31 protein-coding genes are annotated in these 23247 nt (G+C 63.3%); 18 read left to right on the top strand and 13 right to left on the bottom strand.

Annotation, left to right across the window (positions count from 1 at the left end; genetic code table 11):
• Window positions 1–34 precede the first annotated feature (34 nt).
• The 3 genes from ruvC to NKI21_RS05575 form a co-directional block, all read right to left on the bottom strand.
• Window positions 35–544 (bottom strand): crossover junction endodeoxyribonuclease RuvC, encoded by a 510-nt coding sequence (ruvC, locus tag NKI21_RS05585; protein ID WP_127296188.1) that lies wholly within the window; start codon window positions 542–544, stop codon window positions 35–37.
• A 76-nt stretch (window positions 545–620) separates the two neighbouring features.
• Entirely contained in the window at window positions 621–1154 is a 534-nt protein-coding gene (rcdA, locus tag NKI21_RS05580) for a protease adaptor protein RcdA (protein WP_023811844.1), read from the bottom strand.
• A 398-nt stretch (window positions 1155–1552) separates the two neighbouring features.
• Complete coding sequence (locus tag NKI21_RS05575) at window positions 1553–1933, bottom strand: hypothetical protein (RefSeq protein WP_023811843.1); 381 nt, start codon at window positions 1931–1933, stop codon at window positions 1553–1555.
• A 332-nt stretch (window positions 1934–2265) separates the two neighbouring features.
• Here NKI21_RS05575 and NKI21_RS05570 point away from each other — a divergent pair, with 332 nt between their 5' ends.
• A complete protein-coding gene (locus tag NKI21_RS05570; protein WP_352554254.1) occupies window positions 2266–2817 on the top strand; it encodes a DUF2269 family protein in 552 nt (183 codons plus the stop codon).
• 36 nt (window positions 2818–2853) lie between these two features.
• On the opposite strand, the gene NKI21_RS05565 is transcribed toward NKI21_RS05570, so the two are convergent.
• The 3 genes from NKI21_RS05565 to NKI21_RS05555 all read right to left on the bottom strand — a co-directional run bounded on the left by NKI21_RS05565 (window position 2854) and on the right by NKI21_RS05555 (window position 5050).
• A complete protein-coding gene (locus tag NKI21_RS05565) occupies window positions 2854–3624 on the bottom strand; it encodes a sulfite exporter TauE/SafE family protein (protein WP_352864847.1) in 771 nt (256 codons plus the stop codon).
• Between the two features lie 118 nt (window positions 3625–3742).
• Complete coding sequence (locus NKI21_RS05560) at window positions 3743–4471, bottom strand: class I SAM-dependent methyltransferase (RefSeq protein ID WP_128305340.1); 729 nt, start codon at window positions 4469–4471, stop codon at window positions 3743–3745.
• Between the two features lie 99 nt (window positions 4472–4570).
• The gene (locus NKI21_RS05555) at window positions 4571–5050 is read right to left on the bottom strand and encodes an Lrp/AsnC family transcriptional regulator (protein ID WP_023811840.1); all 480 of its coding nucleotides are present in this window, start codon (window positions 5048–5050) and stop codon (window positions 4571–4573) included.
• A gap of 132 nt (window positions 5051–5182) precedes the next feature.
• Between NKI21_RS05555 and NKI21_RS05550 the strand changes: the two genes are divergently transcribed.
• From NKI21_RS05550 to NKI21_RS05510, 9 genes are all read left to right on the top strand, one after another.
• On the top strand, window positions 5183–6088 hold the full coding sequence (locus NKI21_RS05550; RefSeq protein WP_352864844.1) for a DMT family transporter: 906 nt from the start codon (window positions 5183–5185) through the stop codon (window positions 6086–6088).
• 133 nt (window positions 6089–6221) lie between these two features.
• Window positions 6222–6869 (top strand): thiamine phosphate synthase, encoded by a 648-nt coding sequence (locus NKI21_RS05545; protein WP_023811838.1) that lies wholly within the window; start codon window positions 6222–6224, stop codon window positions 6867–6869.
• A 1-nt stretch (window position 6870) separates the two neighbouring features.
• Window positions 6871–7911: a tetratricopeptide repeat protein gene (locus NKI21_RS05540; protein ID WP_352554257.1), complete on the top strand. Its 1041-nt coding sequence runs from the start codon at window positions 6871–6873 to the stop codon at window positions 7909–7911.
• 173 nt (window positions 7912–8084) lie between these two features.
• Complete coding sequence (gene efp / locus NKI21_RS05535; RefSeq protein ID WP_013529127.1) at window positions 8085–8651, top strand: elongation factor P; 567 nt, start codon at window positions 8085–8087, stop codon at window positions 8649–8651.
• An 86-nt stretch (window positions 8652–8737) separates the two neighbouring features.
• Window positions 8738–9538: an inositol monophosphatase family protein gene (locus NKI21_RS05530; protein ID WP_352554258.1), complete on the top strand. Its 801-nt coding sequence runs from the start codon at window positions 8738–8740 to the stop codon at window positions 9536–9538.
• A 106-nt stretch (window positions 9539–9644) separates the two neighbouring features.
• Window positions 9645–10331: a PAQR family membrane homeostasis protein TrhA gene (gene trhA / locus NKI21_RS05525; protein WP_352554259.1), complete on the top strand. Its 687-nt coding sequence runs from the start codon at window positions 9645–9647 to the stop codon at window positions 10329–10331.
• Between the two features lie 104 nt (window positions 10332–10435).
• Window positions 10436–11461: a MotA/TolQ/ExbB proton channel family protein gene (locus NKI21_RS05520; protein WP_352864840.1), complete on the top strand. Its 1026-nt coding sequence runs from the start codon at window positions 10436–10438 to the stop codon at window positions 11459–11461.
• 1 nt (window position 11462) lies between these two features.
• A complete protein-coding gene (locus NKI21_RS05515; protein ID WP_023811834.1) occupies window positions 11463–12494 on the top strand; it encodes a peptidoglycan -binding protein in 1032 nt (343 codons plus the stop codon).
• A gap of 247 nt (window positions 12495–12741) precedes the next feature.
• Entirely contained in the window at window positions 12742–13170 is a 429-nt protein-coding gene (locus tag NKI21_RS05510; RefSeq protein ID WP_352440967.1) for a hypothetical protein, read from the top strand.
• 80 nt (window positions 13171–13250) lie between these two features.
• Here NKI21_RS05510 and NKI21_RS05505 read toward each other — a convergent pair whose 3' ends face one another.
• Window positions 13251–13604 carry a DUF1304 domain-containing protein gene (locus NKI21_RS05505; protein ID WP_352440968.1) on the bottom strand — a complete coding sequence of 118 codons (354 nt, stop codon included), beginning with the start codon at window positions 13602–13604 and terminating at the stop codon, window positions 13251–13253.
• Window positions 13605–13746: 142 nt separating this feature from the next.
• Here NKI21_RS05505 and NKI21_RS05500 point away from each other — a divergent pair, with 142 nt between their 5' ends.
• On the top strand, window positions 13747–15234 hold the full coding sequence (locus NKI21_RS05500; protein ID WP_352440969.1) for a carboxypeptidase M32: 1488 nt from the start codon (window positions 13747–13749) through the stop codon (window positions 15232–15234).
• Window positions 15235–15264: 30 nt separating this feature from the next.
• Here the strand turns inward: NKI21_RS05500 and NKI21_RS05495 are convergent, their stop codons facing one another.
• Complete coding sequence (locus NKI21_RS05495) at window positions 15265–17064, bottom strand: ABC transporter transmembrane domain-containing protein (RefSeq protein ID WP_352440970.1); 1800 nt, start codon at window positions 17062–17064, stop codon at window positions 15265–15267.
• A 204-nt stretch (window positions 17065–17268) separates the two neighbouring features.
• Between NKI21_RS05495 and rpmE the strand changes: the two genes are divergently transcribed.
• Window positions 17269–17490, top strand: coding sequence for a 50S ribosomal protein L31 (gene rpmE / locus NKI21_RS05490; protein WP_023811830.1), 222 nt, complete (start codon window positions 17269–17271; stop codon window positions 17488–17490).
• Window positions 17491–17554: 64 nt separating this feature from the next.
• Here rpmE and NKI21_RS05485 read toward each other — a convergent pair whose 3' ends face one another.
• Window positions 17555–18196 (bottom strand): TetR/AcrR family transcriptional regulator, encoded by a 642-nt coding sequence (locus NKI21_RS05485; protein WP_023811829.1) that lies wholly within the window; start codon window positions 18194–18196, stop codon window positions 17555–17557.
• Between the two features lie 129 nt (window positions 18197–18325).
• Here NKI21_RS05485 and NKI21_RS05480 point away from each other — a divergent pair, with 129 nt between their 5' ends.
• Both NKI21_RS05480 and NKI21_RS05475 read left to right on the top strand, forming a co-directional pair.
• Window positions 18326–18805: an anthrone oxygenase family protein gene (locus tag NKI21_RS05480; RefSeq protein ID WP_352440971.1), complete on the top strand. Its 480-nt coding sequence runs from the start codon at window positions 18326–18328 to the stop codon at window positions 18803–18805.
• 21 nt (window positions 18806–18826) lie between these two features.
• Window positions 18827–18976, top strand: coding sequence for a glycine zipper domain-containing protein (locus NKI21_RS05475; RefSeq protein ID WP_352440972.1), 150 nt, complete (start codon window positions 18827–18829; stop codon window positions 18974–18976).
• A gap of 18 nt (window positions 18977–18994) precedes the next feature.
• On the opposite strand, the gene NKI21_RS05470 is transcribed toward NKI21_RS05475, so the two are convergent.
• The 3 genes from NKI21_RS05470 to NKI21_RS05460 all read right to left on the bottom strand — a co-directional run bounded on the left by NKI21_RS05470 (window position 18995) and on the right by NKI21_RS05460 (window position 20584).
• Entirely contained in the window at window positions 18995–19291 is a 297-nt protein-coding gene (locus NKI21_RS05470; protein WP_352440973.1) for an Rdx family protein, read from the bottom strand.
• Between the two features lie 13 nt (window positions 19292–19304).
• On the bottom strand, window positions 19305–20054 hold the full coding sequence (locus NKI21_RS05465) for a YebC/PmpR family DNA-binding transcriptional regulator (protein WP_352440974.1): 750 nt from the start codon (window positions 20052–20054) through the stop codon (window positions 19305–19307).
• A 206-nt stretch (window positions 20055–20260) separates the two neighbouring features.
• Window positions 20261–20584 (bottom strand): ArsR/SmtB family transcription factor, encoded by a 324-nt coding sequence (locus NKI21_RS05460; protein WP_352440975.1) that lies wholly within the window; start codon window positions 20582–20584, stop codon window positions 20261–20263.
• A 52-nt stretch (window positions 20585–20636) separates the two neighbouring features.
• Between NKI21_RS05460 and NKI21_RS05455 the strand changes: the two genes are divergently transcribed.
• From NKI21_RS05455 to NKI21_RS05440, 4 genes are all read left to right on the top strand, one after another.
• The gene (locus NKI21_RS05455; protein ID WP_352440976.1) at window positions 20637–21119 is read left to right on the top strand and encodes an SRPBCC domain-containing protein; all 483 of its coding nucleotides are present in this window, start codon (window positions 20637–20639) and stop codon (window positions 21117–21119) included.
• 28 nt (window positions 21120–21147) lie between these two features.
• On the top strand, window positions 21148–21540 hold the full coding sequence (locus tag NKI21_RS05450) for a VOC family protein (protein ID WP_352440977.1): 393 nt from the start codon (window positions 21148–21150) through the stop codon (window positions 21538–21540).
• Window positions 21541–21593: 53 nt separating this feature from the next.
• A complete protein-coding gene (locus tag NKI21_RS05445; RefSeq protein ID WP_352440978.1) occupies window positions 21594–21956 on the top strand; it encodes a hypothetical protein in 363 nt (120 codons plus the stop codon).
• Window positions 21957–22017: 61 nt separating this feature from the next.
• Window positions 22018–22449 carry an SRPBCC family protein gene (locus NKI21_RS05440; RefSeq protein WP_352440979.1) on the top strand — a complete coding sequence of 144 codons (432 nt, stop codon included), beginning with the start codon at window positions 22018–22020 and terminating at the stop codon, window positions 22447–22449.
• Between the two features lie 15 nt (window positions 22450–22464).
• Here the strand turns inward: NKI21_RS05440 and NKI21_RS05435 are convergent, their stop codons facing one another.
• Entirely contained in the window at window positions 22465–23226 is a 762-nt protein-coding gene (locus NKI21_RS05435) for a TerC family protein (RefSeq protein WP_128305329.1), read from the bottom strand.
• Window positions 23227–23247: the final 21 nt, after the last annotated feature.

Below are 23247 nucleotides of genomic sequence, written 5' to 3'. Positions count from 1 at the left end.
TTATCCCTGCAACGTGAACAAGTCAAGAACATAGCTAGCCGGCCAGCGCCATCCTGTAGGCCACGCTTTGCCGATGATGCGCGTGGCAGATGGCGATGGCCAGCGCGTCGGCGGCATGTTCGGTGTCGAAGACGGCTTTTGGCAACAGCACCTTCACCATCATGTGGATCTGCTTCTTGTCGCCATGACCAACGCCGATCACCGCCTTCTTGACGGCGTTGGGCGCATATTCGGCAACGACGAGACCGGCACGCGCCGGCACCAGCATGGCGATGCCACGTGCCTGGCCGAGCTTCAGCGTCGCCACGGCGTCCTTGTTGACGAAGGTCTGTTCGACCGCCGCCTCGTGCGGCATCGCGCTGTGCAGGATATCCGCCAGCCCGTCATGCAGCTGGCACAGCCGCGTTGCCAGCGCCGCCTTGTCGTCGGACTTCACAGTGCCTGAAGCAATAAAGCGCAGCGAATTGCCGAGGCTTTCGACGATGCCCCAGCCGGTGCGCCGAAGCCCCGGATCGATACCGATGATGCGAATCGCTTCCGCCATTTGCCGACTTTACCTCCGGCCCACAGCGATGCCAGCGAAATGTGAACAAACCGGAAACAGAAAGACAGACCGAGGTCTAACCCCGAGCGAAAGCCGTGTTGAGCAGGCTGATCTGGTCGGAAACCGGATTGAGGCGGCGCGCCATCGGTTGCATGTCGACCAAGGCGCCCGAGCCATAGATCTCCTCGTCCATGCGGCGCACCAGTGCTTGCAGGCGCAGCGAGCGGGTGACGAGGTCGAGGAAATCCTCGGGCAGCTCGGCCCAGCCGGTGGCTTCGTCATGGGCGGAAGCGGTGTCGAGGCGCACCTTGGACTTTTCCGACGCGACCTGGTCGCGGGTCATCTCGCCGGAATTGGCGGCGCGCTGCAAAAGCAGCCAGGACGCAACCTGCATCAGCCTGGTGGTCAGCCGCATCGATTCGGCCGCATAGAGCGTGGCGCCCAGCCGCGACAGTTTCTTTGCCTCGGCCCGGCCCTTGCCGTCGAGATATTCGGCGGCCTGTTCGACCAGGCCCATGCCTTCCTGGTAAAGCGGCTTGAAGGATTGCGAGAAAACCCGGCGCTCCGCCAGCTTGACGGTTTTCGCACTGCCCTTCGAAGGCTCGTTCATTGATACGCCCCTGCACTTGCAACCGGCCGATCCGGCTCCCTGCCGATACACCCGGAACCCTATCTGACTGAAGCTTGAAAATGCGCTTCGTCACTGGCGAAGGCAAGCACATGTTTAACAGAAGGTTAACGGCGAGCCGCCATTGGGCGGCCCCCTTCGAGATGCGGACAAAAAGGGAAATGAAGACAAAAAAAGAGCCGCGGATAAGGCGGCTCTCAGGAGTTTAACAGGGAGGCGTCAAACAAAGTGGCTCCAACCACTCGGTAAGAATCCAGATCACTGGATGAACATAGTAAACACCTGTAAAGCTTAATGAAGCCTTAACGGCGCGGATGTTTTTTGACCGAACGCCGCCATACTGTGCCGTAACAGCACAGCATCTCCTACGTCAGGCTAGCTCAGGCTGTCCTCCAGACGGCGGGCAAGGCGATGAAGGCAAACAACAGCATGGCCGCGTAGAAGCCCATCGAGGAGGCCGCCACCAGCGGTTCGATCGCGGCATTGCCGGCAAGCAGGAAATAGAGGCCGATCAGCAGGCCGATACCGCTGATTGCGGTCAGCCAGAAATGAACGGTAGCGAGCGTCTTCTGCCCGATTGCCGGAAACAAATGGTAGAAGAAGGCGAAGACCGCCGACATCAGCCATCCGGCCACCATCGTGTGGGCGTGGGTCGGCATCTGTCCGTGATCCTGGCTGATCGCCATGTACAGGCCGAGCGCCATGCCGCACAGCGAATAGATGATGGCCAGCGTGAAGAAATTCCGTGCTATCCCTTGCATAATGGTCCCCCGAATTGCCTTTTCCCGTTTGCGGGAATGGGTTGATCGTCAGGCGATTGTTGTCGCCACCGGGCTCCCGGCACTGGCGCACTAGCATCGGCAGCGTATCCGGACGATGTCGCGCCAACCCCTCCCGACATCCGTATATTAGCAGAAAATCAGATAGTGCATTCACAATCTCGGCGACTTCGTACGTTGAGGGAAGGCTGAAACAGAGCCGGATTTTTCGCGACATCGTTCCGAAACAGGCGCCACGCTAAACGCCCGCTCCTCTGACGGCCGGCGCAAATCAGCGCTGCCGCAAACCTGACCGGACACTGCAGGAGCAACCCATGGACTGGTACTCGATCGTCAAATTCCTCCACGTCACTACCGCCATTCTGTGGGTCGGTGGCGGCTTCGTGCTGTTCCTGCTGGGCATGCTTGCCGAGCGGGCGGGCAACATAGAGGAAAAACTGCAGGCAATGCGCGCCAGCGGTCAGCTGGGCGGCAGATTCTTCGCGCCGATGTCGATGCTGACGCTGATTTTCGGCCTCATCATGTGCTGGTTCTGGGTCGGCTTCTCCGACCTATGGATCCTCATCGGCCTGGCCGGCTACGCCACGACCTTTTCGATCGGCATGTTGATCTTCAAGCCGACGGGCGAGCGCATGGGCGAGATGATCGCCAAGGAGGGCGTCACACCGGCTGTTCTTGCCATCGGTCAGCGCATGATGAGCGCGGCACGCTTCGACTATGCGGTGATGCTGGTGATCATCGCCGACATGGTGCTCAAGCCGACCGCGCATGATATCGGCATCCTCGCCGGCATGGTGCTGGTCGTCGTGGCCGGCGCCACGCTGGCCTTTGGCGGCAACCGTCGCCTCGTGCCGAGCGCCGCGTGACCCCCGGATAAACAGGGCGGCTGCGCGGCCGCCTTTCTACATCAAGCCAGCGATGCCGTCCCAAAGCAGCTTCAGCGCCACGACCGCGACGGTTGCGTAGGTGAAGGGATAGAATGTTTCCCGGCGCATCCGTCGCACCAGCCACGCCCCGGCGATGGTCGACAGCGGCGCCAGCGGCATCAGCACCGCCGACGCCGTCAGGTTGGCGGTGTCGAACTGGCCGAGCGCGAAATAGGGCACGAGCTTCAGCGCATTGGTGGCGGCAAAGAAGATCGCCGCCGTGCCCGACAACACCTTCGGGTCGAGCCGGATCGGCAAGGCATAGACCTGGAAGGGCGGGCCGCCGACATGGGCGACGAAGCTGGTGAAGCCGGCGACCGTGCCCCAGACGGCGGCGGCGACACGGTTGGGCTTGGCCGCGTGGTTGGCGCCATGGCGAAACTGCAGATAGAGCCAGCGCAGGACGAAAATGATGGCGACGGCGCCGACGATCAGCCGCACCGCTTCTTCGGTGACCAGTGCCGCCGTCAGCCAGCCAAGGCCGATGCCGATGACGGCGCCCGGCATCATGTCGATCAGCATCTTGCGGTCATAGACCCCCCACCATGTCCACACCGAGACGATGTCCATCAAGCACAGGATCGGCAACAGGATGGCGGCTGCCTGCACCGGTGGCATGGTCAGCGCCATCAGCGGCACGCCGACGAAACCGACGGCGCCGCCGAAGCCGCCCTTGGACAGGCCGACCAGAATGACCGCCGGAAGGGCGGCCGCGTAGAACCACGGATCGAGAAGCAGGCCGGACATGGGAGGGGGACTGGTCTGGAGGGAAAGCGTATCGACGCTTGAATAGCCCAGAATCCCGAGCGGGGCGACAACAAATATCGGCAGGGCCGCCCCATCCCTTGGCTGTCGGCGCCTTTGCCTATCGGCGGGCCGAGACCAGCAGGAACATCGGCCGCTCTAGCTCCTCAGCCAGTTCGGGTTTGGCCGCAATCTGTGCGTCGGTCGGGCGGAATTCCTCGACATGGTCGATGGTGAAGCCGGACCGGATCAGAGCGTTGAGCGTGGTGCCGATCGTGCGGTGATGTTTCACCACACCCTTGGCCAGCCAGTCCGTCCGGCGCGGTCCTTCAACCAGGTACTGGTCGACAGGCCATGTCTTGCGGCCCTCGGCATCGATTGCCCAGCCGGGATTGGTCGGCGCCATGAAAATCGGATGCTCGGTCGAGAAGACGAAATGCCCGCCGGGCGCCAGCGCCTGATGCACGGTCCTGAACAGACGCATCACGTCCTCGACATAGTGCAAGGCGAGCGAACTGTAGACGAAATCGAAGCTGGCTTGCCGCAGGCTGAGCTGATCGAGGTCGGCCGTCTCATAGGTGATGCCGGCGTCCGGGCCGGCCGCTCTCGCCCGGGCAAGCATCTTTTCCGACAGGTCCAGGCCAAGCACATGCACCGCCCCGTGCTCGTGCGCCCAGCGGCAGAACCAGCCGAATCCGCAGCCGAGATCGGCGACTCTCGAGCCGCTGACATCGGGCAGCATCGCGCGCAGCGCCGGCCACTCGGCGGCGCCATCCAGACCTTCGACGGAACGGCCGAGCTGGCTGTAGCCTGCGAAGAAATCCTCCCGGTCGTATATATTCTGCGCCATGACGGTCTCGATTCGTTTGGCCGGCACCCTAACCAACCGGCCCGGCTTTCCACCCGGCTTCGATCGGCCCTCTGAAAACATGGCCGAGCCCAGCCTGGCTCAGGAAGCCTGCAAGGCCTTTACCCTGTCACGAGGCGCGGTTGCATCGAGCGGCGGCGGCCGCCGCCGGATCGGCTGCGCCTTGATGATGGCGGTGCTGGTCTCGGCCTTGTCGGCGATGCGGTCGAGAATCCCGTCGAGATCACCGATCGAGCGCACGAACAGCCGGGCGACGAAACAGTCATCGCCCGTCACCTTGTCGCATTCGCCGAATTCGGGGATTTCCTCGATCAGCTTCTGGACGATGTGCAGCTTGCCCGGCAGAGGCCGGATGCGCACGATTGCCTGCAAGGTATAGCCGAGCGCCAGCGGATCGATCTCGACAGTGAACGCCCGGATGACGCCGCGCTCCTCGAGCCGTCGAAGCCGCTCCGAAACGCTTGGCGACGACAGCCCGACCTGGCTGGCCAGCTCCTTCAGCGAGGTGCGCGCATCCTTGACCAGGATTTCAAGGAGATTTCGGTCGAGATCATCAAGCATTTTACATTTCTCGCTGATTTGGAACCACCGCCTAATATAATTAGGTAACTTATTCATACATCCTTTCTGATCGGATGGAAAGCCGCGTTTCCGCATGAGATTATGACGGTTCAACTGATACGGAGGTTTGTTGTGAACGATACAGTGCGTGGCACGGTCGAAATGTCCGCCGCAATGGCGATCCTGGGAACGATCGGATGGTTCGTCGTCCTGTCCGGCCAGCCGATCATGGATGTGGTGTTCTGGCGCTGCGCGTTCGGCGCGCTGACGCTGCTCATCATCTGCGCCGCCCTGGGGCTGCTGCGCAACCGACTGTCGTTGCGCATCATCGGCATCGCCGCGCTCGGTGGCGTCGCCATCGTCGTCAACTGGCTTTTGCTGTTCAGCGCCTTCTCCCGCGCGTCGATCTCGATCGCCACCGCCGTCTACAACACGCAGCCCTTCATGCTGGTCGGCTTCGGCGCGCTCTTCTTCGCCGAGCGGCTGACCTTGACCAAGCTGACCTGGCTGGCCATCGCCTTCGCCGGCATGGTGCTGATCGTTGAGGCCGCTCCCGACGCCGGTGATGTCGGGACGGATTACTTTACCGGCATCGTCATGGCATTAGGCGCGGCTTTCTTCTGGGCCGTCGCCGCCATCGTCACCAAGAAGCTCAAGGGCACGCCGCCGCACCTGATCGCGCTGATCCAGGTCTGCGTCGGCGTCGTCATGCTGGCGCCCTTCGCCAATCTTTCCCAGCTTCCAGCGGATGCATGGAGCTGGACCATGCTGGCGACGCTCGGCATCGTCCACACCGGCCTCATGTACATATTGATGTACGGCGCCATCCAGAAGCTGCCGACGCATCTGCAGGGGTCGCTGTCCTTCATCTATCCCGTCGTCGCCATCCTGGTCGATGTCGTCGCCTTCGGCCATCGGCTGCATCTGAGCCAGGTCGTCGGCGCCACCGCCATCCTGATCGCCGCCGCCGGCATGAATCTCGGCTGGACGCTGTGGAAGGGCAAACCGCCCGTGGCGAGCCCGCACCCGATCAAATGAAGCGCCCCGCCGGCTGCCCGGCGGGCCAACATCGCGATCCCGGCTGCCCGCCTGTTCAAAGCGGGCACTTTGCTCTATGCCGCAATCCAACCATCTTCGCCCGGCATAGGCGAAACGCGGGACCCGAAGAACCATGAATGACGCAACGCCCCCCAACCGCTGTCGCATTGTGCTGATCGCGCCGCCCGGCGTGCCGGCGGCCCGAATCGCCGCGGCATTCGAAGGCGGCGACGTCGCTTCGCTGATCCTGCCCGAGAACGGCATGGATGAGGCCTCCTTCCAGGCTTTCGCCGAACAGATCGTGCCGGCAGCGCAAGCCGCCGGTGCGGCCGTTATTATCGCCGGCGACACCCGCATAGCCGGCCGCGTCCAGGCCGACGGCATCCATGTCGAGGTCTCCAAGGCCGAGCTGGCCGAGACGATCGAACACTTCCAGGCAAAGATGATGGTCGGCACCGGCGGCGCCAAGACGCGTGACGACGCGCTCGAGCTTGGCGAGACACGGCCCGACTACATCTTCTTCGGCCGCTTCGGCTACGACAACAAGCCCGAACCACACCCGCGCAACCTGTCGCTCGGCAGATGGTGGGCGGATATGATCCAAATCCCGTGCATCGTCATGGCCGGATCCGACATCGCCTCGGTCGAAGCCGTGGGCGCCACCGGTGCCGAATTCGTGGCGCTGTCGAGCGCCGTGTTCGCCGACGGCACCGATCCTAGGACAGCGGTCGCCAGCGCCAACGCGCTGCTCGACGAAACCGCGCCACGCTTCGAGGACTGACGTGCCCTCGGCGAGGCTTCCCCTCCAGGCCCTGCTTGCGATGCTGATGGTCCAGGCAGCGGCCGCGGAGACCATCCCGCTGCCGCAGCCCAAGCCGGAAATCGGCGTGCACACCGACAAGCCGATCGACAAGCCGCTGCCGCAGCCCGCCACCACGGCAGAACCGGCGCCGCTGCCGTCGGCCGACACGGTCAATCCCGACCGCTTCGGCGCAAAACCCGCCGACGCGGCCTATGGCGCCTTCCAGCGCGGTCTCTACAAGACAGCTTACAATTTGGCATTGGTCCGGGCGCAAAACGGCGATCCGGCGGCGCAGACCTTGGTGGCCGAGATCCTGTCGCGGGGGCTCGGTGTACCGGTCAATTCGGCGCAGGCGGCGAAATGGTACGCGCTGGCCGCCGAACAGGGTGTGCCGGAATCGCAGTTCCAGTATGCGCTGATGCTGCTCGACGGCCGCTATGTCAAAAAGGATGGAAAAGAAGCCTACGCCCTGATGCAGGCCGCCGCCGAAGCCGGCAACCGGCTGGCGCAATTCAATTTCGCGCAGATGCTGGTCCAGCAGGACCCCGGCGATGCCGGCATGGCCAAGGCGGTCTCCTACTATGAGCGCGCCGCCGCGACCGGCCTCGCGGACGCGCAATATGCGATGTCGCAGATCTACGCCAATGGCGTCGGCGGCAAGCCACGCGACGACGCCCAGGCAAGGCGCCTGCTGGCGCAGGCAGCCAGGCAGAACTACGACACCGCGCAGATCGATCTCGCCGCCTGGATGATCGAAGGCCGCGGCGGTGCGCGCGACCTGAAATCCGCCTTCGGCTGGATGAAGCAGGCGGCGGAAGGCGGCAATGTCGCCGCCCAGAACCGCCTGGCCAAGCTCTATATGCAAGGCATCGGCACCGATCCGGACCTTGTGCTTGCCGGCGCCTGGTACGTCGTCGCCCGCCGTGCCGGCCTCATCGACCCCCAGATGGACGACTTCCTGCAGGGGCTGGACGACGACCAGACCAAGCAGGCGCTGCAGAAGGCCAACCGGCTGCCTTGACGGCGGTTCTCGCGGTCAAGGCAAGTGTAACCCCGGCTCCCTGGCCTGGTTCCAACCTGCCCGCTCCCTTGCCTCTTCTGGCGATTTGTGGTCTTGGGAGCCCGAAATCGCTTTCCCTGCGAACATCCCATACCAACGGCGTGGCCGTTGGCATCATTCCGGATCATCTCATCATGGCCAAGATCAATGGCAACGAAATCCGTCCCGGCTATGTCATCGAGCATGATGGCGGCCTTTGGGTGGCGGTCAGGACCAACACCGTCAAGCCCGGTAAGGGCGGCGCCTACAATCAGGTCGAACTGAAGAACCTCATCAACGGCACCAAGCTCAACGAGCGCTTCCGCTCGGCCGAGACGGTCGAACAGATCCGGCTCGACCTGAAGGATTTTTCCTTCCTCTACGCGCAGGAAGACGCACTGGTGTTCATGGACACCCAGAGCTACGAGCAGCTCGAATTGAACAAGGACTTCGTCGGCGATCGCGCCGCCTTCCTGCAGGACGGCATGATGGTGACGGTCCAGCTCTACGAAGAGCGGCCGATCGGCATTTCGCTGCCCGACTATGTGACGCTGACCATCACCGAGGCCGACCCGGTGGTGAAGGGTCAGACGGCGGCATCGTCCTACAAGCCGGCGATCCTGGAGAACGGCATCCGCGTCCTGGTGCCGCCCTTCATCGGCGCCGGCGAGCGCATCATCGTCGACACCAACGAAATCACTTACGTGCGCCGCGCCGACTGACGCATGTCGCCCAAAAGTGGCCCCGGTTCTGGGTCACCGACATGCATCGAGGCGGAGTTTAAAGCGCAGCACCGGGAAAAAGCACTATGGCACGCTCAGCCCTTCTCAACGTCATGGTCCAGGCCGCAATGAAGGCCGGCCGCTCGCTGTCGCGCGACTTCGGCGAGGTGCAGAACCTGCAGGTCTCGATGAAAGGCCCCGGCGACTATGTCAGCCAGGCCGACCGCAAGGCAGAGGACATCGTCTTTGCCGAACTGTCCAAGGCTCGGCCCGGCTATTCCTTCCTGATGGAGGAGCGCGGTGCGGTCGAAGGCGACGACGGCCAGCATCGCTGGATCGTCGACCCGCTCGACGGCACCACCAATTTCCTGCACGGCATTCCGCTCTTTGCCGTTTCGATCGCGCTGGAGCGCCAGGGCCAGATCGTCGCCGGCGTCATCTACAATCCGGCGATGGACGAACTCTACACCTGCGAACGCGGCGGCGGCGCCTTCATGAACGACCGCCGCTTGCGCGTCGCTGGCCGCATCAAGCTGGTCGACACCGTGATCGGCTGCGGCATGCCGCATCTCGGCCGCGGCCACCACGGCAATTTCCTGGTCGAACTGCGCAACGTCATGGCCGAGGTTTCCGGGGTCCGCCGCCTCGGCTCCGCCTCGCTCGATCTTGCCTATGTCGCCGCCGGCCGCATGGATGGCTTCTGGGAAACCGGCCTGTCGGCCTGGGACATCGCCGCCGGGCTGCTTTTGATCCGCGAGGCGGGCGGCTTCGTCTCCGACATGGACGGCGGCCAGGACATGCTCGACAACGGTTCGGTCGTCGCCGGCAACGAGGTCATCCAACGCGCTTTGCTTAAGGCCGTCAAGAAGCCGCTCTCGGCGCGCTGACAGGCACGCCGCGCTGATGCGCCGCAGTCGCAAAACCGCAACGAAAGCTTGAAATACTGCCCGGCATGCGCCCAAATTGGAGGGCGCGGTGCAGGAACCCGGCTTAGTGAGAGACAACGAACCCTACCCCGATATCCCGTTCATCGGACGCTGGCACTATTCGCGTGCCGAGATGATCGCAGACGGTGTCGTCCACGCGGTCGGCATCGTGCTGGCGATATCGGCCGGTTCCGCACTGCTGGCGCTGGCGGCGTTTCGTGTCGGACCGGGCGAATACATCGCCGCCGCCTTCTACGTGGTTTCGCTGCTCACCGTGCTCTCGGTGTCGATGACCTACAATCTGTGGCCGGTGTCGTCTCCGGCAAAATGGGTGTTGCGGCGTTTCGACCACGCCGCGATCTATCTGCTGATCGCCGCGACCTATACGCCTTTCCTGGCGCAGCTCGAAGGCTCGCCGCTGGCGCGCTGGATGATCGTGCTGGTCTGGACCGCGGCAGTGCTGGGCATTGCCATCAAGGTGTTCTTTCCCGGCCGTTTCGACCGGCTGGCGATCGGCTTCTATCTCGCCATCGGCTGGAGCGGCATCATCCTGGTCAAGCCGCTTGTCCAGACGCTACCGACGACATCGATAGCGCTGATCGTCGCCGGCGGCATCGTCTATTCCTGCGGCGTCATCTTCTTCGCCTGGAAGGGGCTGCGCTTCCACAACGCGCTGTGGCACGGTTTCGTCGTCACCGGCGCCGGCCTGCATCTGGCCGCCATGGTCGACTGTCTGGTCATCAATCGCCTCTGACACTATCGACGCGGCAATATTGCCAAGCGCCATTCAATTTGGTCACAATTCCGTTTAGAGTCGCGGCTTACGTGATCGGCGGCGGCATCGGAAACGGGGCACGGATGGCTTTTCTCAGATCCTTCGGCATGGGCAGACGTTCTGATGTCCTGATCTACGACCCGCATAAACTATCGAGCCCGCAGGTCTTTTTGCTGACCATGGTGATCTTCCTGGTCATCGTCGCCTTCATCGCCGCCATTCTGACCCGACAAATCTCGACCGCCTTTGGCAGCAATCCCGGCCTCAATGGCCTGATCGTCGGCGTGCTGGTGGTCGGCATCCTTTTGGCCTTCGCCCAGGTCGGGCGACTGTTTCGCGAGGTGCGCTGGGTCAACTCCTTCCGTGCCGGCTCTGAGACGACAGAACCGGTGCTGCTGGCGCCGATGAAGGCGATGATCGGCCGTTCCTCGGCGATGGCCTTCTCGACCACTTCGATGCGCACCATGCTCGATTCCATCGCCACCCGCCTCGACGAAAGCCGCGACACCTCGCGCTATCTCGTCGGCCTGCTGGTGTTCCTCGGCCTGCTCGGCACCTTCTGGGGCCTGTTGAACACCATCGGCTCGATCCGCGAGACCATCGAATCGCTCGATCCCGGCACCGGTGACGCCGCCGCGGTGCTCGATTCCCTGAAGCAGGGGCTTTCCGCGCCGCTGGCCGGCATGGGCACGGCCTTCTCGTCCTCGCTGTTCGGCCTCTCCGGCTCGCTGGTGCTCGGCTTCCTCGACCTGCAGGCCGGCCGCGCCCAGACGCGCTTCTACACCGAACTGGAAAACTGGCTGTCCTCGGTGACCGACCTGTCGTCGGACATCGTCGTCGCCGACCCAGCCAAGACCGAATCCTCCGACGAGATCCGGGTGCTGTCGGAACGGCTGCGCAGCATGCAGGAGAATGGCGGCGGCTCCAACCCGCGCGTCGCCACCGCCATGGCCAATCTCGCCGACGGCATTTCCGGCCTGGTCAAGAACATGCGCTCGGAACAGCAGATCATGCGCGACTGGGTCGAAGCCCAGTCCGACGAGCAGAAGGCGATGCGCAACACACTGGAAAAGATCGCCGATGCCCTGAAGAAGCCCGGAGTGCACTGAAGTGGCACTCGCCAGGGGCCGGCGCACCGATCGCCGCATCGACTACTGGCCGGGCTTCGTCGACGCGCTGTCGACGTTGTTGCTGGCAATCATGTTCCTGCTCACGGTCTTCGTGCTGGCGCAGTTCCTGCTGGGACGCGAAATCTCCGGCAAGGATACGGCACTCTCGCGCCTCAACTCCCAGATCAACGAACTGACGCAGTTGCTGGCGCTGGAGCGCTCGACGGCGCAGGACAAGGATGACTCGCTGGCCAATCTGCAGGCATCGCTGTCGGCGGCGGAAGCGGAAAGGAGCCGGCTCCAGCAGTTGCTGGCGCAAGGTGCGGGCGCCGGCGACGCCGCCAACCAGCGCGCCGCGGCGCTCGGCGGCGAACTCGACAGCCAGCGCCAGATCAGCCAGCAGGCACTGAGCCAGGTCGAGATCCTCAACCAGCAGATCGCGGCACTGCGCAAGCAGATCGGCGCGCTCGAGGATGCGCTCAACGTCTCCGAAATCCGCGACCGCGATTCAAACACCAAGATCGCCGACCTCGGCCGTCGCCTCAACGTCGCACTGGCACAGCGCGTGCAGGAGTTGAACCGCTACCGCTCCGACTTCTTCGGCCGCTTACGCGAAATCCTCGCCGACCGCGAGAACATCCGCATCGTCGGCGACCGCTTCGTCTTCCAGTCGGAAGTGCTGTTCCCGACCGGCTCCGAGGTGATCAACGATGCCGGCAAGGTCGAGATGAAAAAACTCGCCGACGCCATCATCGAGCTGCAGAAGGAAATCCCGCCCGAGATCAACTGGGTGCTGCGCGTCGACGGTCATACCGACAACAAGCCGCTCTCCGGCGCCGGCCGTTACCGCGACAATTGGGAGCTGTCGACGGCCCGTTCGACCTCGGTGGTGAAATTCCTGATCGAGAACGGCGTGCCGGCCAACCGCCTCGTCGCCGCCGGTTTCGGTGAGTTCCAGCCGCTCGATCCCGCCGACACCGAAGAGGCGCGCAACAAGAACCGCCGTATTGAACTGAAGCTCACCGAACGTTGATCCATCATCACGCGAACTCACGCGAACTTGTTCGTCGGCTCAACTCTAGGGCGCATATCGAGGCCGGCAAGGCCTGAAAAGATTATCTTTTTTAATTACACATTGTCGCGGGGCGGTCCTAGCTTGCCGCCCGGGCCGAGAACCGCCGGCGATGAATCCCCCTCATCGCGACGCGACGGAACCGGACGGCCCAAGGCCGGAAGGCAGGCGGACAACCGCCGCTTTCCTCTACAAGAGGAGACGCGTGATGCGCTCTTTCAAGACCTCGCTTAGAACTGCGACACTCACGGCGTTCCTCATCGCCGTTCCGCTTGCCGGTGCCTATGCCGCGGGCCATCACAAGGGCGCTCTCGACGCGACCGATCCGACCGACATGACTGGCCCGCGTGTCGAGGCGCTTATCGCACAGGTGCAGGGCGTCCGGCAGGGCATCGTGGACGCAAGACAGGCCAACAACATCACCCCGGCCGTGGCGGAACGCCTGGAAATGCGCACGGCCCACATCAGTCAGGCGGCAGAGAAAGTCGCCGCGTCCTATCATGGCAGGATACCGGCCGCGCAATACCATGACCTGTTGCGTCGTCTCGACAATGTCGACCAGCGGTTGATGGTCGATACCGGCAGTGGTTTCCTGATCGGCGACGGCGCCGACGGCGGCAATTACCCGAACGGCTAAACGGTCCAAGAGGACGGCTGAAACGGTCCAAGAGGAAGGGACGCTGACGCCTTCGGGGAGCCATCCCGCGGGCGTCCTTTTTACCAGCCGAGCCACACCGCGATCAGCGCAACCGCCGCCGGCACGGTCTGGATGAACAGGATCTTGCGCCCGACCGTTGCCGCGCCATAGAGGCCGGCAATGGCCACGCAAGCCAGAAAGAAGACTTTGACCTGGAAACCGGCCGCACCAAGGTATAACCCCCAGATGAGCCCGGCGGCGAGGAACCCGTTGTAGAGTCCCTGATTGGCGGCGAGCACTTTCGAGGCACTGGCGAATTCCCGGGTCAGGTTGAAAGCCTTGTGTCCGCGCGGCGTGTCCCACAGCACCATCTCCAGATAGACGATGTAGGCATGGATCAAGGCCACCAGCCCGACCAGGATGTTGCCGATCATTTTTTCCCCCCTTGATGTGTTGCCGGCAGCATTTCATGCGCGGCCTCGCCTGCGCAAGGTGCATCTGCTGGACGGCGTCTGAGGGTTGCCAACGCCTTTGCGTTGGTATCTTTTCGCGCCGTCCCCAATCACGGAAGCCGCCATGTCCTTTCAGAAACTCGATAATCTCGGTCACAAGCTCGAAGCACTCGAGCATGCGCTGGCCATCCTCGGTGCCGACGAGGCCACCCACATGGCCGTCGGCGGCGGCGAGAAGCGTGCCGAGGCGATGTCGGCACTGGCCGGCATGTATCACACCAGGGCAACGGCGCCGGAGATAGCAGACTGGATCGCCGCGGCAGAGCAGGAAGCGTTGGGTGAAGAGCAGCGCACCGCGGTCTCGGAACTGCGGCGCCAATATACCAACCTGACCTGCCTGCCGGTCGAATTCGTCGAACGCCAGACGACCGCGCGCATGCGTTGCGAGCAACTGTGGCGCGACCTGCGCGCCAAGAACGACTGGGCGGGCTTCCAGCCGGCGCTGGAGGGCGTCGTGGAGTTGGTGCGCGAGGAGGCGGCGCTGCGTGCCGACATGCTCGGCCTCGCCCCCTATGACGCGCTGATGGAGCAATACGACCCCGGCAACCGCACCGCCGACATCACGCCAGTCTTCGCCGACCTGAAGGCTTTCCTGAAAGGCTTCGTGCCGGAGGCGCTGGCTATCCAGGACGCACGGCTGCGCAAGCGCCCGCTGAAGCCGCTGTCGGGCACCTATGCGATCGACCGGCAGCGCGAGCTCGGCCTTGCCATGATGGCGTCGGTCGGCTTCGACCTGACGCACGGGTCGTTGTCGGTGTCGCACCACCCTTTCTGCGGCGGCGTGCCGAGCGACGTGCGCATCACCACCCGCTACAAGACGTCCGACTTCCTGTCGGCGCTGATGGGCGTGCTGCACGAGACCGGCCATGCGCTCTACGAACAGAACCTGCCCAAGGCATGGTCGCACTGGCCGCTCGGCAAGGCGCGCGGCATGGCCGTGCATGAAAGCCAGAGCCTGTTCGTCGAAAAACAGCTCGGCCGCAACCCGGCCTTCTGGAACTGGGCGCTGCCGGTGGTTGAAAAGCATCTCGGTGAGGCCTGGTCGCTCGACGATATCCTGCCGCATGTGCATCGCGTCGAGCGCGGCCTGATCCGTGTCGATGCCGACGAGGTGACCTACCCCCTGCATGTCATCCTGCGCTACGAACTGGAGCAGGAGCTCGTCGCCGGCCGGCTGGAGGTCGCCGACCTGCCCGAAGCCTGGGACGCCAAGATGCGCGATTACCTCGGTCTTTCCACCATCGACAATCCGGCCGACGGGCCGATGCAGGACGTGCATTGGCCAGGGGCCGCCTTCGGCTATTTCCCCTCCTATACGCTGGGCGCGATGATGGCGGCGCAGCAATGGGCGGCGCTGACGCGGGATCATCCTGCCGCCGATGACGATCTCGCCAAAGGCAATTTCGAGGCGATCAACGAGTGGCGCCGCAAAAAAATCTGGTCGCAGGGATCACGCTGGTCGACGCCGGATCTGCTCGAACGCGCCACCGGCGAAAAGCTCAACGCCACCTATTTCGTGAACCATCTGAAGCAGCGCTACGGAACCGCGTAGAGCGCACATCAGGAACGTAGTTGGTTCTGACTACTCCGCCGCGCCCCTGAAAGCAGTGGCGCCGGTTTCGAACTGCAGCTTGGCCAGCCGCGCATAGATGCCGCCCTTGGCGACAAGGCTTTGATGCGTGCCTTCCTCGACGATCGAGCCGCCATCCATGACCAGGATCCTGTCGGCCTTCAGCACCGTTGCCAGGCGGTGGGCGATGACGATCGTGGTGCGGCCCTGCATCAGGCGTTCCAACGCCGTCTGCACCAGCGTCTCGCTTTCGGCGTCGAGGGCGGAGGTGGCCTCGTCGAGCAGCAGGATCGGGGCGTCGCGCAGGATGGCGCGGGCGATCGCAACCCGCTGGCGCTGGCCGCCTGACAGCGTCACGCCGCGCTCACCGACCTGGCTGTCATAGCCTTTTTCCAGCTTGAGGATGAATTCATCGGCAAGTGCATCCTTCGCCGCCGTCTCGATTTCGGCCTTGCTGGCTCCCGGCCGGCCGAAACCGATATTGTCACGCGCGCTTGCCGCGAAAATGGTGACGTCCTGCGGCACGATCGCGATGCGCTGGCGGACCGAAACGGGATCGGCCTCGCGCACGTCGACACCGTCGATCAGGATCTTGCCTGTTTCGGGATCGTAGAAGCGCAGGATCAGTGAAAACACCGTGCTCTTGCCGGCCCCTGACGGCCCGACGATCGCCACCGTCTCGCCCGGCATGACCTGAAAGCTCAAGCCGTGCACGGCGGCGCGGTCGGGCCTTGCCGGGTAGGAGAAGGAGACATTGTCGAAGACGATCGCGCCCTTGGCGACGGCCGGCAGCGGCTTCGGATCGGCGGGAGCCTGGATCGCCGGCTTCTCGGCCAGGATCTCGGTCAGCCGTTCGGCGGCACCCGCCGCTTGCGCAAGCTCGCCCCACACTTCCGAGAGTGCGCCCAGCGCGCCGGCGGCGAACACCGAATAGAGCAGGAACTGGCCGAGCGTACCCGGCGATATCGAGCCTTCGAGCACGTCGCGCGAGCCGAACCACAGCACCGCCACGACGGACGAGAAGATGGTGAAAATGGCGAAGAAGGTAAGGAAGGAGCGCGCGAAGATCGAGGAGCGCGCTGCTTCGAAGGCGGCTTCCACCGCGGCCGAGAAATGCCCGGTGACCAGCTTTTCATTGGTGAAGGCCTGCAGCGTGCGCACCGCGCCGATCTGCTCGCTGGCATAGGCGGTGGCATCGGCCAGCGTATCCTGCGCCTGGCGTGATTTGCGCCGCACCGAACGGCCGAAAGCGACCAGCGGCAGCACGATGACGGGTATCGCTGCGATGACCAGGCCCGACAGTTTCGGACTGGTGATGACCATCATCCCCACCGCGCCAAGACCAAGGATTACGTTGCGCAGCGCCACCGAGGCCGTCGCTCCGACCGCCGACTTGACCTGCGTCGTGTCGGCGGCAAGCCGCGACACGATCTCGCCCGACTGGGCGGTGTCGAAAAAGGCAGGCGACAGCGTCGTCACATGGGCAAACACATCGCGCCGGATATCGGCGACGACGCGCTCGCCCAGCGTGATGACGAAATAGTAGCGGCCGGCCGATGCCGCCGCCAGCAGGGCGGCCATCGCCACCAGCGCTGCGAAATATTCGGCGATGAAGGTGGTGCTGGCCGACGAGAAGCCATGATCGATCATGCGTCGCACCGCCAGCGGCAGCGCCAGCGTGGTTGCCGCCGCGATGACCAGCGAGATGATGGCGCCGACGACCAGTGTGCGATAGTGCGTGATGTACGGGAACAGGCGCCGGAGCGGCTTGAGCGAACGCCGGCGCTCGTCTGCGCTGGTGATTTGCGCCATCCCGATGTTTCCTCCAGCCGCCCTTGGGGTCTACGCCTCAATGCGCTTGCCGCGGCCTTGTGATTCAATTCCGGCTGATGTATAGGCTCGCCGACCGTTTTAGAAGCCGTGGCTCCTCAATAGCTGCGGCTTCGAGTTTTAAAAAGAGGCGCATCGACGCAGGCTTATGCCCGTCGGCAGCGCCGGCAAGCCAGGAACCGAGCCATGAAGAGCGCTATTCATCCCGACTACCACACCATCAAGGTCGTCATGACCGATGGCACCGAATACACGACCCGTTCGACCTGGGGCAAGGAAGGCGATACGATGAACCTCGATATCGACCCGACCACCCACCCGGCCTGGACCGGCGGCCAGCAGACCCTGCTCGACCGCGGCGGCCGCCTGTCGAAGTTCAAGAAGCGTTTCGAAGGTTTCGGCATCTAAGCTCAACGAGCTTTCACGGATCAAAAACCCGCCTCCGTGGCGGGTTTTTTGTTGCGGCGCGGCGCTACTCGGCCAGCAATTCCCTTAGCGCCATGCGCTTGTAGGCGGCGACCAGCCTGTCGCCCTCCTGGCGCTCGACCGAGATCGCCAGCCGCATGGCGGCCTCGCCCATCTGCCAGACCAGAAACGCCGTGGTTTCCAGTGTCGCCGGATCGACCGCCGGCCGCAGCCGTTTCAGCACCGCGGTGAGGAATTCGGCGTTGGCGCGGCTGTCGGCGAGTTCGAGTTGGCGCAGCGCCTTGTCGGCCTGCGTGCCCGACCAGATGTCGCGCATCACCGGCTCGGCCAGGAACAGCCGGTAATAGATGTCGACTAACTCTGAAAACGCGGACTGCAGGCCTTCGGCGTCGCTGACGCCGGCGAGTGCCGCCGAGATGCAGGCTTGGCTTTCGGCGGTGTAGCGCTCGGCCAGCGCCCAGACGATCGCCCGCTTGTCGGGAAAGAACTGGTAGAGCGAGCCGATCGACACACCGGCCCGTTCCGCCACTTCTCCCATGCGCATGGCATCGCTGCCTTGCTCGGCGATCAGCGCCGAGGCAGCGGCCAGCATGCGCTCGACCCGCTCGCGGCTGCGCTGCTGGCTCGGCGCCCGGCGCGGTGAAGCAACCTGCTCCTGTGCGGAAACGGGGGCTGCCGTGTCTTCCAATGACTGACTCCAAATGCAATCAAGATCGCTTGACTCACAAAATACGAGGGTTTATCACGTTTTGCAAATGTGAGGATTGTTCATATTTTGACGCAAAGGAAAACACAACGGGCATATGGAGCAAATGACATGATCGCGAAACTTCTTCCCACCCTCATCTTCATTGCCGCACTCGGCTCAGGCGTCGTCGGCGGCGTCTTCTTTGCTTTCTTCAGCTTCGTCATGCCGGGCCTCGCCCGCATGCCAGCCACAAGCGGCATTGCCGCGATGAATTCGATCAATGTCACAGCTGTGACCCCGCTGTTCATGACAGCGCTGTTCGGCACGGCGCTCGTCTGCGTCCTTGTCGCCATCGGTGCGGTGATTGGCTGGAGCCAGCCGGGTTCGCTCTGGCTGATTGCCGGCAGCCTGCTCTATCTCATCGGCATCGTGGTGGTCACGATGATCTTCAACGTCCCGCTCAACGATGCGCTCGCCGCCGGCGATCTGGCCAGCAGCAATGGCGCAGGCCTGTGGCCACGCTACCTCAATGAATGGGTGATGTGGAACCATGTCCGCGCCATCAGCGGCATAGCCGCGCTGGCATCCTTCTGGTTCGCCACGCGTTGACGACGATGGATGGAGCGACCGATGAAGGATCAATACGCAAAGATGGCCTTCGGCATGGCAATCGGAGTTGGTGTCGGTGCCGCGATCGGCACCGCTCTGGATGAGCTTCCGATGGGCGTCGCCGTGGGTATTGCGATTGGTGCCGCCGTCGGTGCGTGGCGACGCAAGTGACGGCAGCGCTGGCGACCCCTATGCCTTTGTCTTCCGATCGGAATGGCCGAGGTCGCGATCCGGGTCGATGACGTCGCGGACCAGTTGCTTCAGTTTGGCCGCGTCCGGAAAACCGCCGTCGCGCTTGCGGTCCCAGACCAGCACGTCATTGCAGCTGATGGTGAAGATGCCCCCAGTGCCGGGCACCAATGTCACCTCGCCGAGATCGGTGCCGAAGGTCGACAGCAGTTCCTGAGCCATCCAGCCGGCGCGCAGCAGCCAATGGCACTGCGTGCAGTAGGTGATGCGGATGGCGGGGAGTATCTGCTCGCTCATGCCGGGCTTCCGCTCATGCCGCGCTGAGCTTGGCCATGGTCTCGTCGTCGACTTCAAAGTTGGCGTAGACGCTCTGCACGTCGTCGTCGTCCTCGAGCGTGGCAACCAGCTTCATCAGCGACTGTGCCCGGTCCTCGTCGACCGGAACATTGTTTTGCGGCTTCCAGATCAGCTTCACCGATTCCGCCTCACCGAGTGCGCCTTCCAGCGCCTTCGAGACCTCGCCGAGATTTTCGAAGGCGCAATAGATCGTGTGGCCTTCCTCATCCGACTCGACATCATCGGCGCCGGCTTCGATTGCCGCGTCCATGACCTTGTCGGCACTGCCTGCGGAGGCCGGATAGTAGATCTCGCCGGCACGGTCCCACATGAACGACACCGAGCCGGTTTCACCGAGCGCTCCGCCGGCCTTGGTAAAGGCGGCGCGCACATTCGACGCCGAACGGTTACGGTTGTCGGTCAGCGCTTCGACGATGACGGCGACGCCGCCCGGGCCATAGCCCTCATACCGCACGGCTTCGTAGTTCTCGGCGTCGCCCATCGAGGCCTTGTTGACGGCACGCTGGATGTTGTCCTTCGGCATCGACACCGCCTTGGCGTTCTGGATCGCAAGGCGCAAGCGCGGGTTCATCGATGGATCGGGCGTCCCGCTCTTGGCGGCGACGGTGATTTCGCGCGCCAGCTTGGAAAACATTTTCGACCGCACCGCGTCCTGGCGGCCCTTGCGGTGCATGATGTTCTTGAACTGTGAATGGCCAGCCATGGTGTCGTCTTCTCGGCTAGAGCATCCCGAAGCGAAGCGATCTGACCTCGTCTTCCGCATGCCCGAATTCAAAATTTCAGAGCGTCCCAGGTGCAACTCGTGGAAGCACGGCGTTCTCTGTCGGAATGGCCGGCTTATAGATAAATCGGCTCAATTCGTCCAGCCGCACCGCGCATGCGGCGTAAGACATGACCTGCTGCGGCCGCTCACGCCTCGAGGTCCGACTTCAGCCGGTCGATGATGCTGAGCGCATGTCCGGCATACTGGCTGATCCAGCGGTCGTGGATCTGCTTGATCGGCAGCGAGTTGAGATGGTTCCAGCGCTCGCGGCCGTCGCGCCGCGCAACGATCAGGTCGGCCTCCTCCAATACCTTGAGATGCAGCATGACGGTGCAGCGATCGATGTCGGGAAAGGCCTCGCACAGCATGCCGGTCGTCTTCGGCGCGTCCTTCAGCTGATCCAGTATTTCACGCCGGCGCGGATGCGCCAGCGCCTTGAAAACATTGTCGTCTTGCGATCGGCTTGACATGTTATGTTTCTATAACATATTGTTGGGCCGATCAAGGGAAGGAGTTGTGGATATGTCACTTGGATTCAGTGTTTCCGGACGCATCGGCAAGCCGGTCGCCGACGTCTTCGACGCAGTCGTCAATCCGAAGAAACTGAGCGGCTATTTCACCACGATCGGCGGCGCCAGCGCCCCGCTGGAAGCTGGCGCCGGCGTCGTCTGGTGGGGCAAGGTGCCGGTCGAGGTCGACGAAGTGGTCAAGGACAGCCGCATCGTGCTGCGCTGGGATGCCACCGACGCCGACGGCAAACCCGCCTACAAGACCCGCATCGAGATGAATTTCGAGCCGCTCGACGATGGCGGCACCTTCGTCACCATCGCCGAGAGCGGTTGGCAGGAAGGCGCGGTCGGCCTGAAGAAGTCCTACCTCAATTGCGAGGGCTGGTCGCAGATGCTGGCCTGCATGAAGGCCTATGTCGAATACGGCATCAATTTGCGCGACGGCTACTACCGCAGCGAGATGAAGGGCGAACCCGCCAACGAGACCAATATCTGAGCCACCATGGGGAGGATGGAGATCCGCGATGAAGAAAGTAACGCCATTCCTGATGTTCGAGGGCAAGGCCGAAGAGGCAATGACGCTCTATTGCGAGACCATTCCCGGCAGCGGCGTCCTTGACGTCACAAATTACGGCCCCGGCGAAGATGGCCCGGACGGAACGGTCAAGCTGGCGCGCGTGTCGATCGCTGGCCTGGAAGTCATGGTCTTCAACAGCCCCGTGCACCACGCCTTCACGTTCACGCCGTCGGTCTCGCTCTATGTGGACTGTTCCTCTGAGGACGAACTGAACCGAATTGTCGAGACACTGGCAAAGGACGGCGGGTTTCTGATGCCGCCCGACAATTACGGCTTCAGCCGCCGTTTCGCATGGCTCAACGACAGGTTCGGGGTCTCCTGGCAGATCAATCTCGCATGACTGGTCTGGGCAAGGGCGACCACCAACAGCCGAACACGACAACGGAGCCAGCAATGACCACGAAAATCACCGGCGGCATCAACATCGCCATGAAGGTGCCGCCGCACCAGTACGAGGCGACGATCGCCTTCTACCGCGACGTCGTCGGCCTGAAGCCTTTCACGGACAAGGCGCCGGCCATCGGCTTCGAGCTTGGCCCCAACCGTCTGTGGATCGATGAGGCGCCAATGATGAGTCAGGCCGAGGTGTGGCTGGAGCTGTTCACCAAGGATTTCCCCATGGCTGCGGATCATTTAGCCAAGGCTGGCGTTGTGCGTTGCGATGCCATCGAGCCCCTGGGCGAGGGCTTCCGCGGCGGCTGGATCACCAACCCCGCCAATATCATCCACATGCTGCGCGAACCGGACGCCTGGTGAGCGCCAAGCCACGAAAGGAGCATCCGATGGACATCCAGAAAAACCGACCGCCGAAGCCGGCATGCTGATCCGGCGGCCTGTCGCCGAGGTGTTCGAGGCCATCGTCGACCCCGCCATTACAACGAAATTCTGGTTCACTCATGGCAGCGGCCGGCTGGACAGCGGCAAGCAGATCCGCTGGGAATGGCGCATGTACGGCGTGTCGACGACGGTCGACGTCAGCGAGATCGTCGCGAACGAAAAGATCGTCATGCAATGGAGCGATCCGCCGACCACGGTGGTCTGGACCTTCACCGAAATGCCCGACGAGACGACTTTTCTCGAGGTTCGCAATTTCGGCTTTGCCGGCAATGGCGACGAGCAGGTGAAAGAGGCCGTCGGCTCAACCGGCGGCTTCACGCTGGTACTGGCCGGCGCCAAGGCGTGGCTGGAACAGGGCCTGACGCTCGGCCTGATCGGCGACCGTCACCCGAAGGGCGTGCCAGGACATTAGGTATTCAGGGTCTGCCTAATGCCCGCCGCCCGACTTCTTACGTCGCCGCGCCAGCATGTTGAGCCCCTCGACCAATGCCGAAAAGCCCATCGCCGCATAGATGTAGCCCTTGGGCACATGGTAACCCATGCCGTCTGCGATAAGCGTCATGCCGATCATCAGAAGGAAGCCCAGCGCCAGCATGACAATGCTCGGGTTCTTGGCGATGAAGTTGGCCAGCGGCCCGGCCGCCAGCATCATCACGCTCACCGCCACGATCACGGCGATGTACATGATGGCGATCTCGTCGGTCATGCCGACGGCGGTTATGATTGAATCGATCGAGAAGACCAGGTCGAGCAGCAATATCTGGAAGATCGCGCCGGCAAGGCTGATCTGCAGCGTCTCGCCCATCATCGTATCCTTGTGGTCGTCGGGATCGACCGTGTGATGGATCTCCTTGGTCGCCTTCCAGACCAGGAACAGGCCGCCGGCGATCAGGATCAGGTCGCGCCAGGAAAAACCGTGGCCGAAGGCCGTGAACACCGGCGTGGTCAGCTGGACGATGATCGAAATGGTGGCCAGCAGCACCAGCCGCATGATCAGCGCCGCCGAGATGCCGAGCCGGCGGGCACGGGCCCGTTGTGCTTCCGGCAGCTTGTTGGTCAGGATCGAGATGAAGATCAGGTTGTCGATGCCGAGCACGACCTCGAGCACAATCAGCGTCAGCAGCGCGACCCAGGCGGTCGGGTCGGACACGAATTGGAAATGCGGCGCCAGGAATTCGATGAGCTGCATGGAGGTCGTCCCCTCTTTTAA

The sequence above is a fragment of the Mesorhizobium sp. M0715 genome (genome assembly GCF_040320355.1).
Lineage (GTDB): Bacteria > Pseudomonadota > Alphaproteobacteria > Rhizobiales > Rhizobiaceae > Mesorhizobium.
The sequence above is the reverse complement of the archived record's forward strand: the minus strand, read 5'-3'. Positions and strand labels throughout refer to the sequence as shown.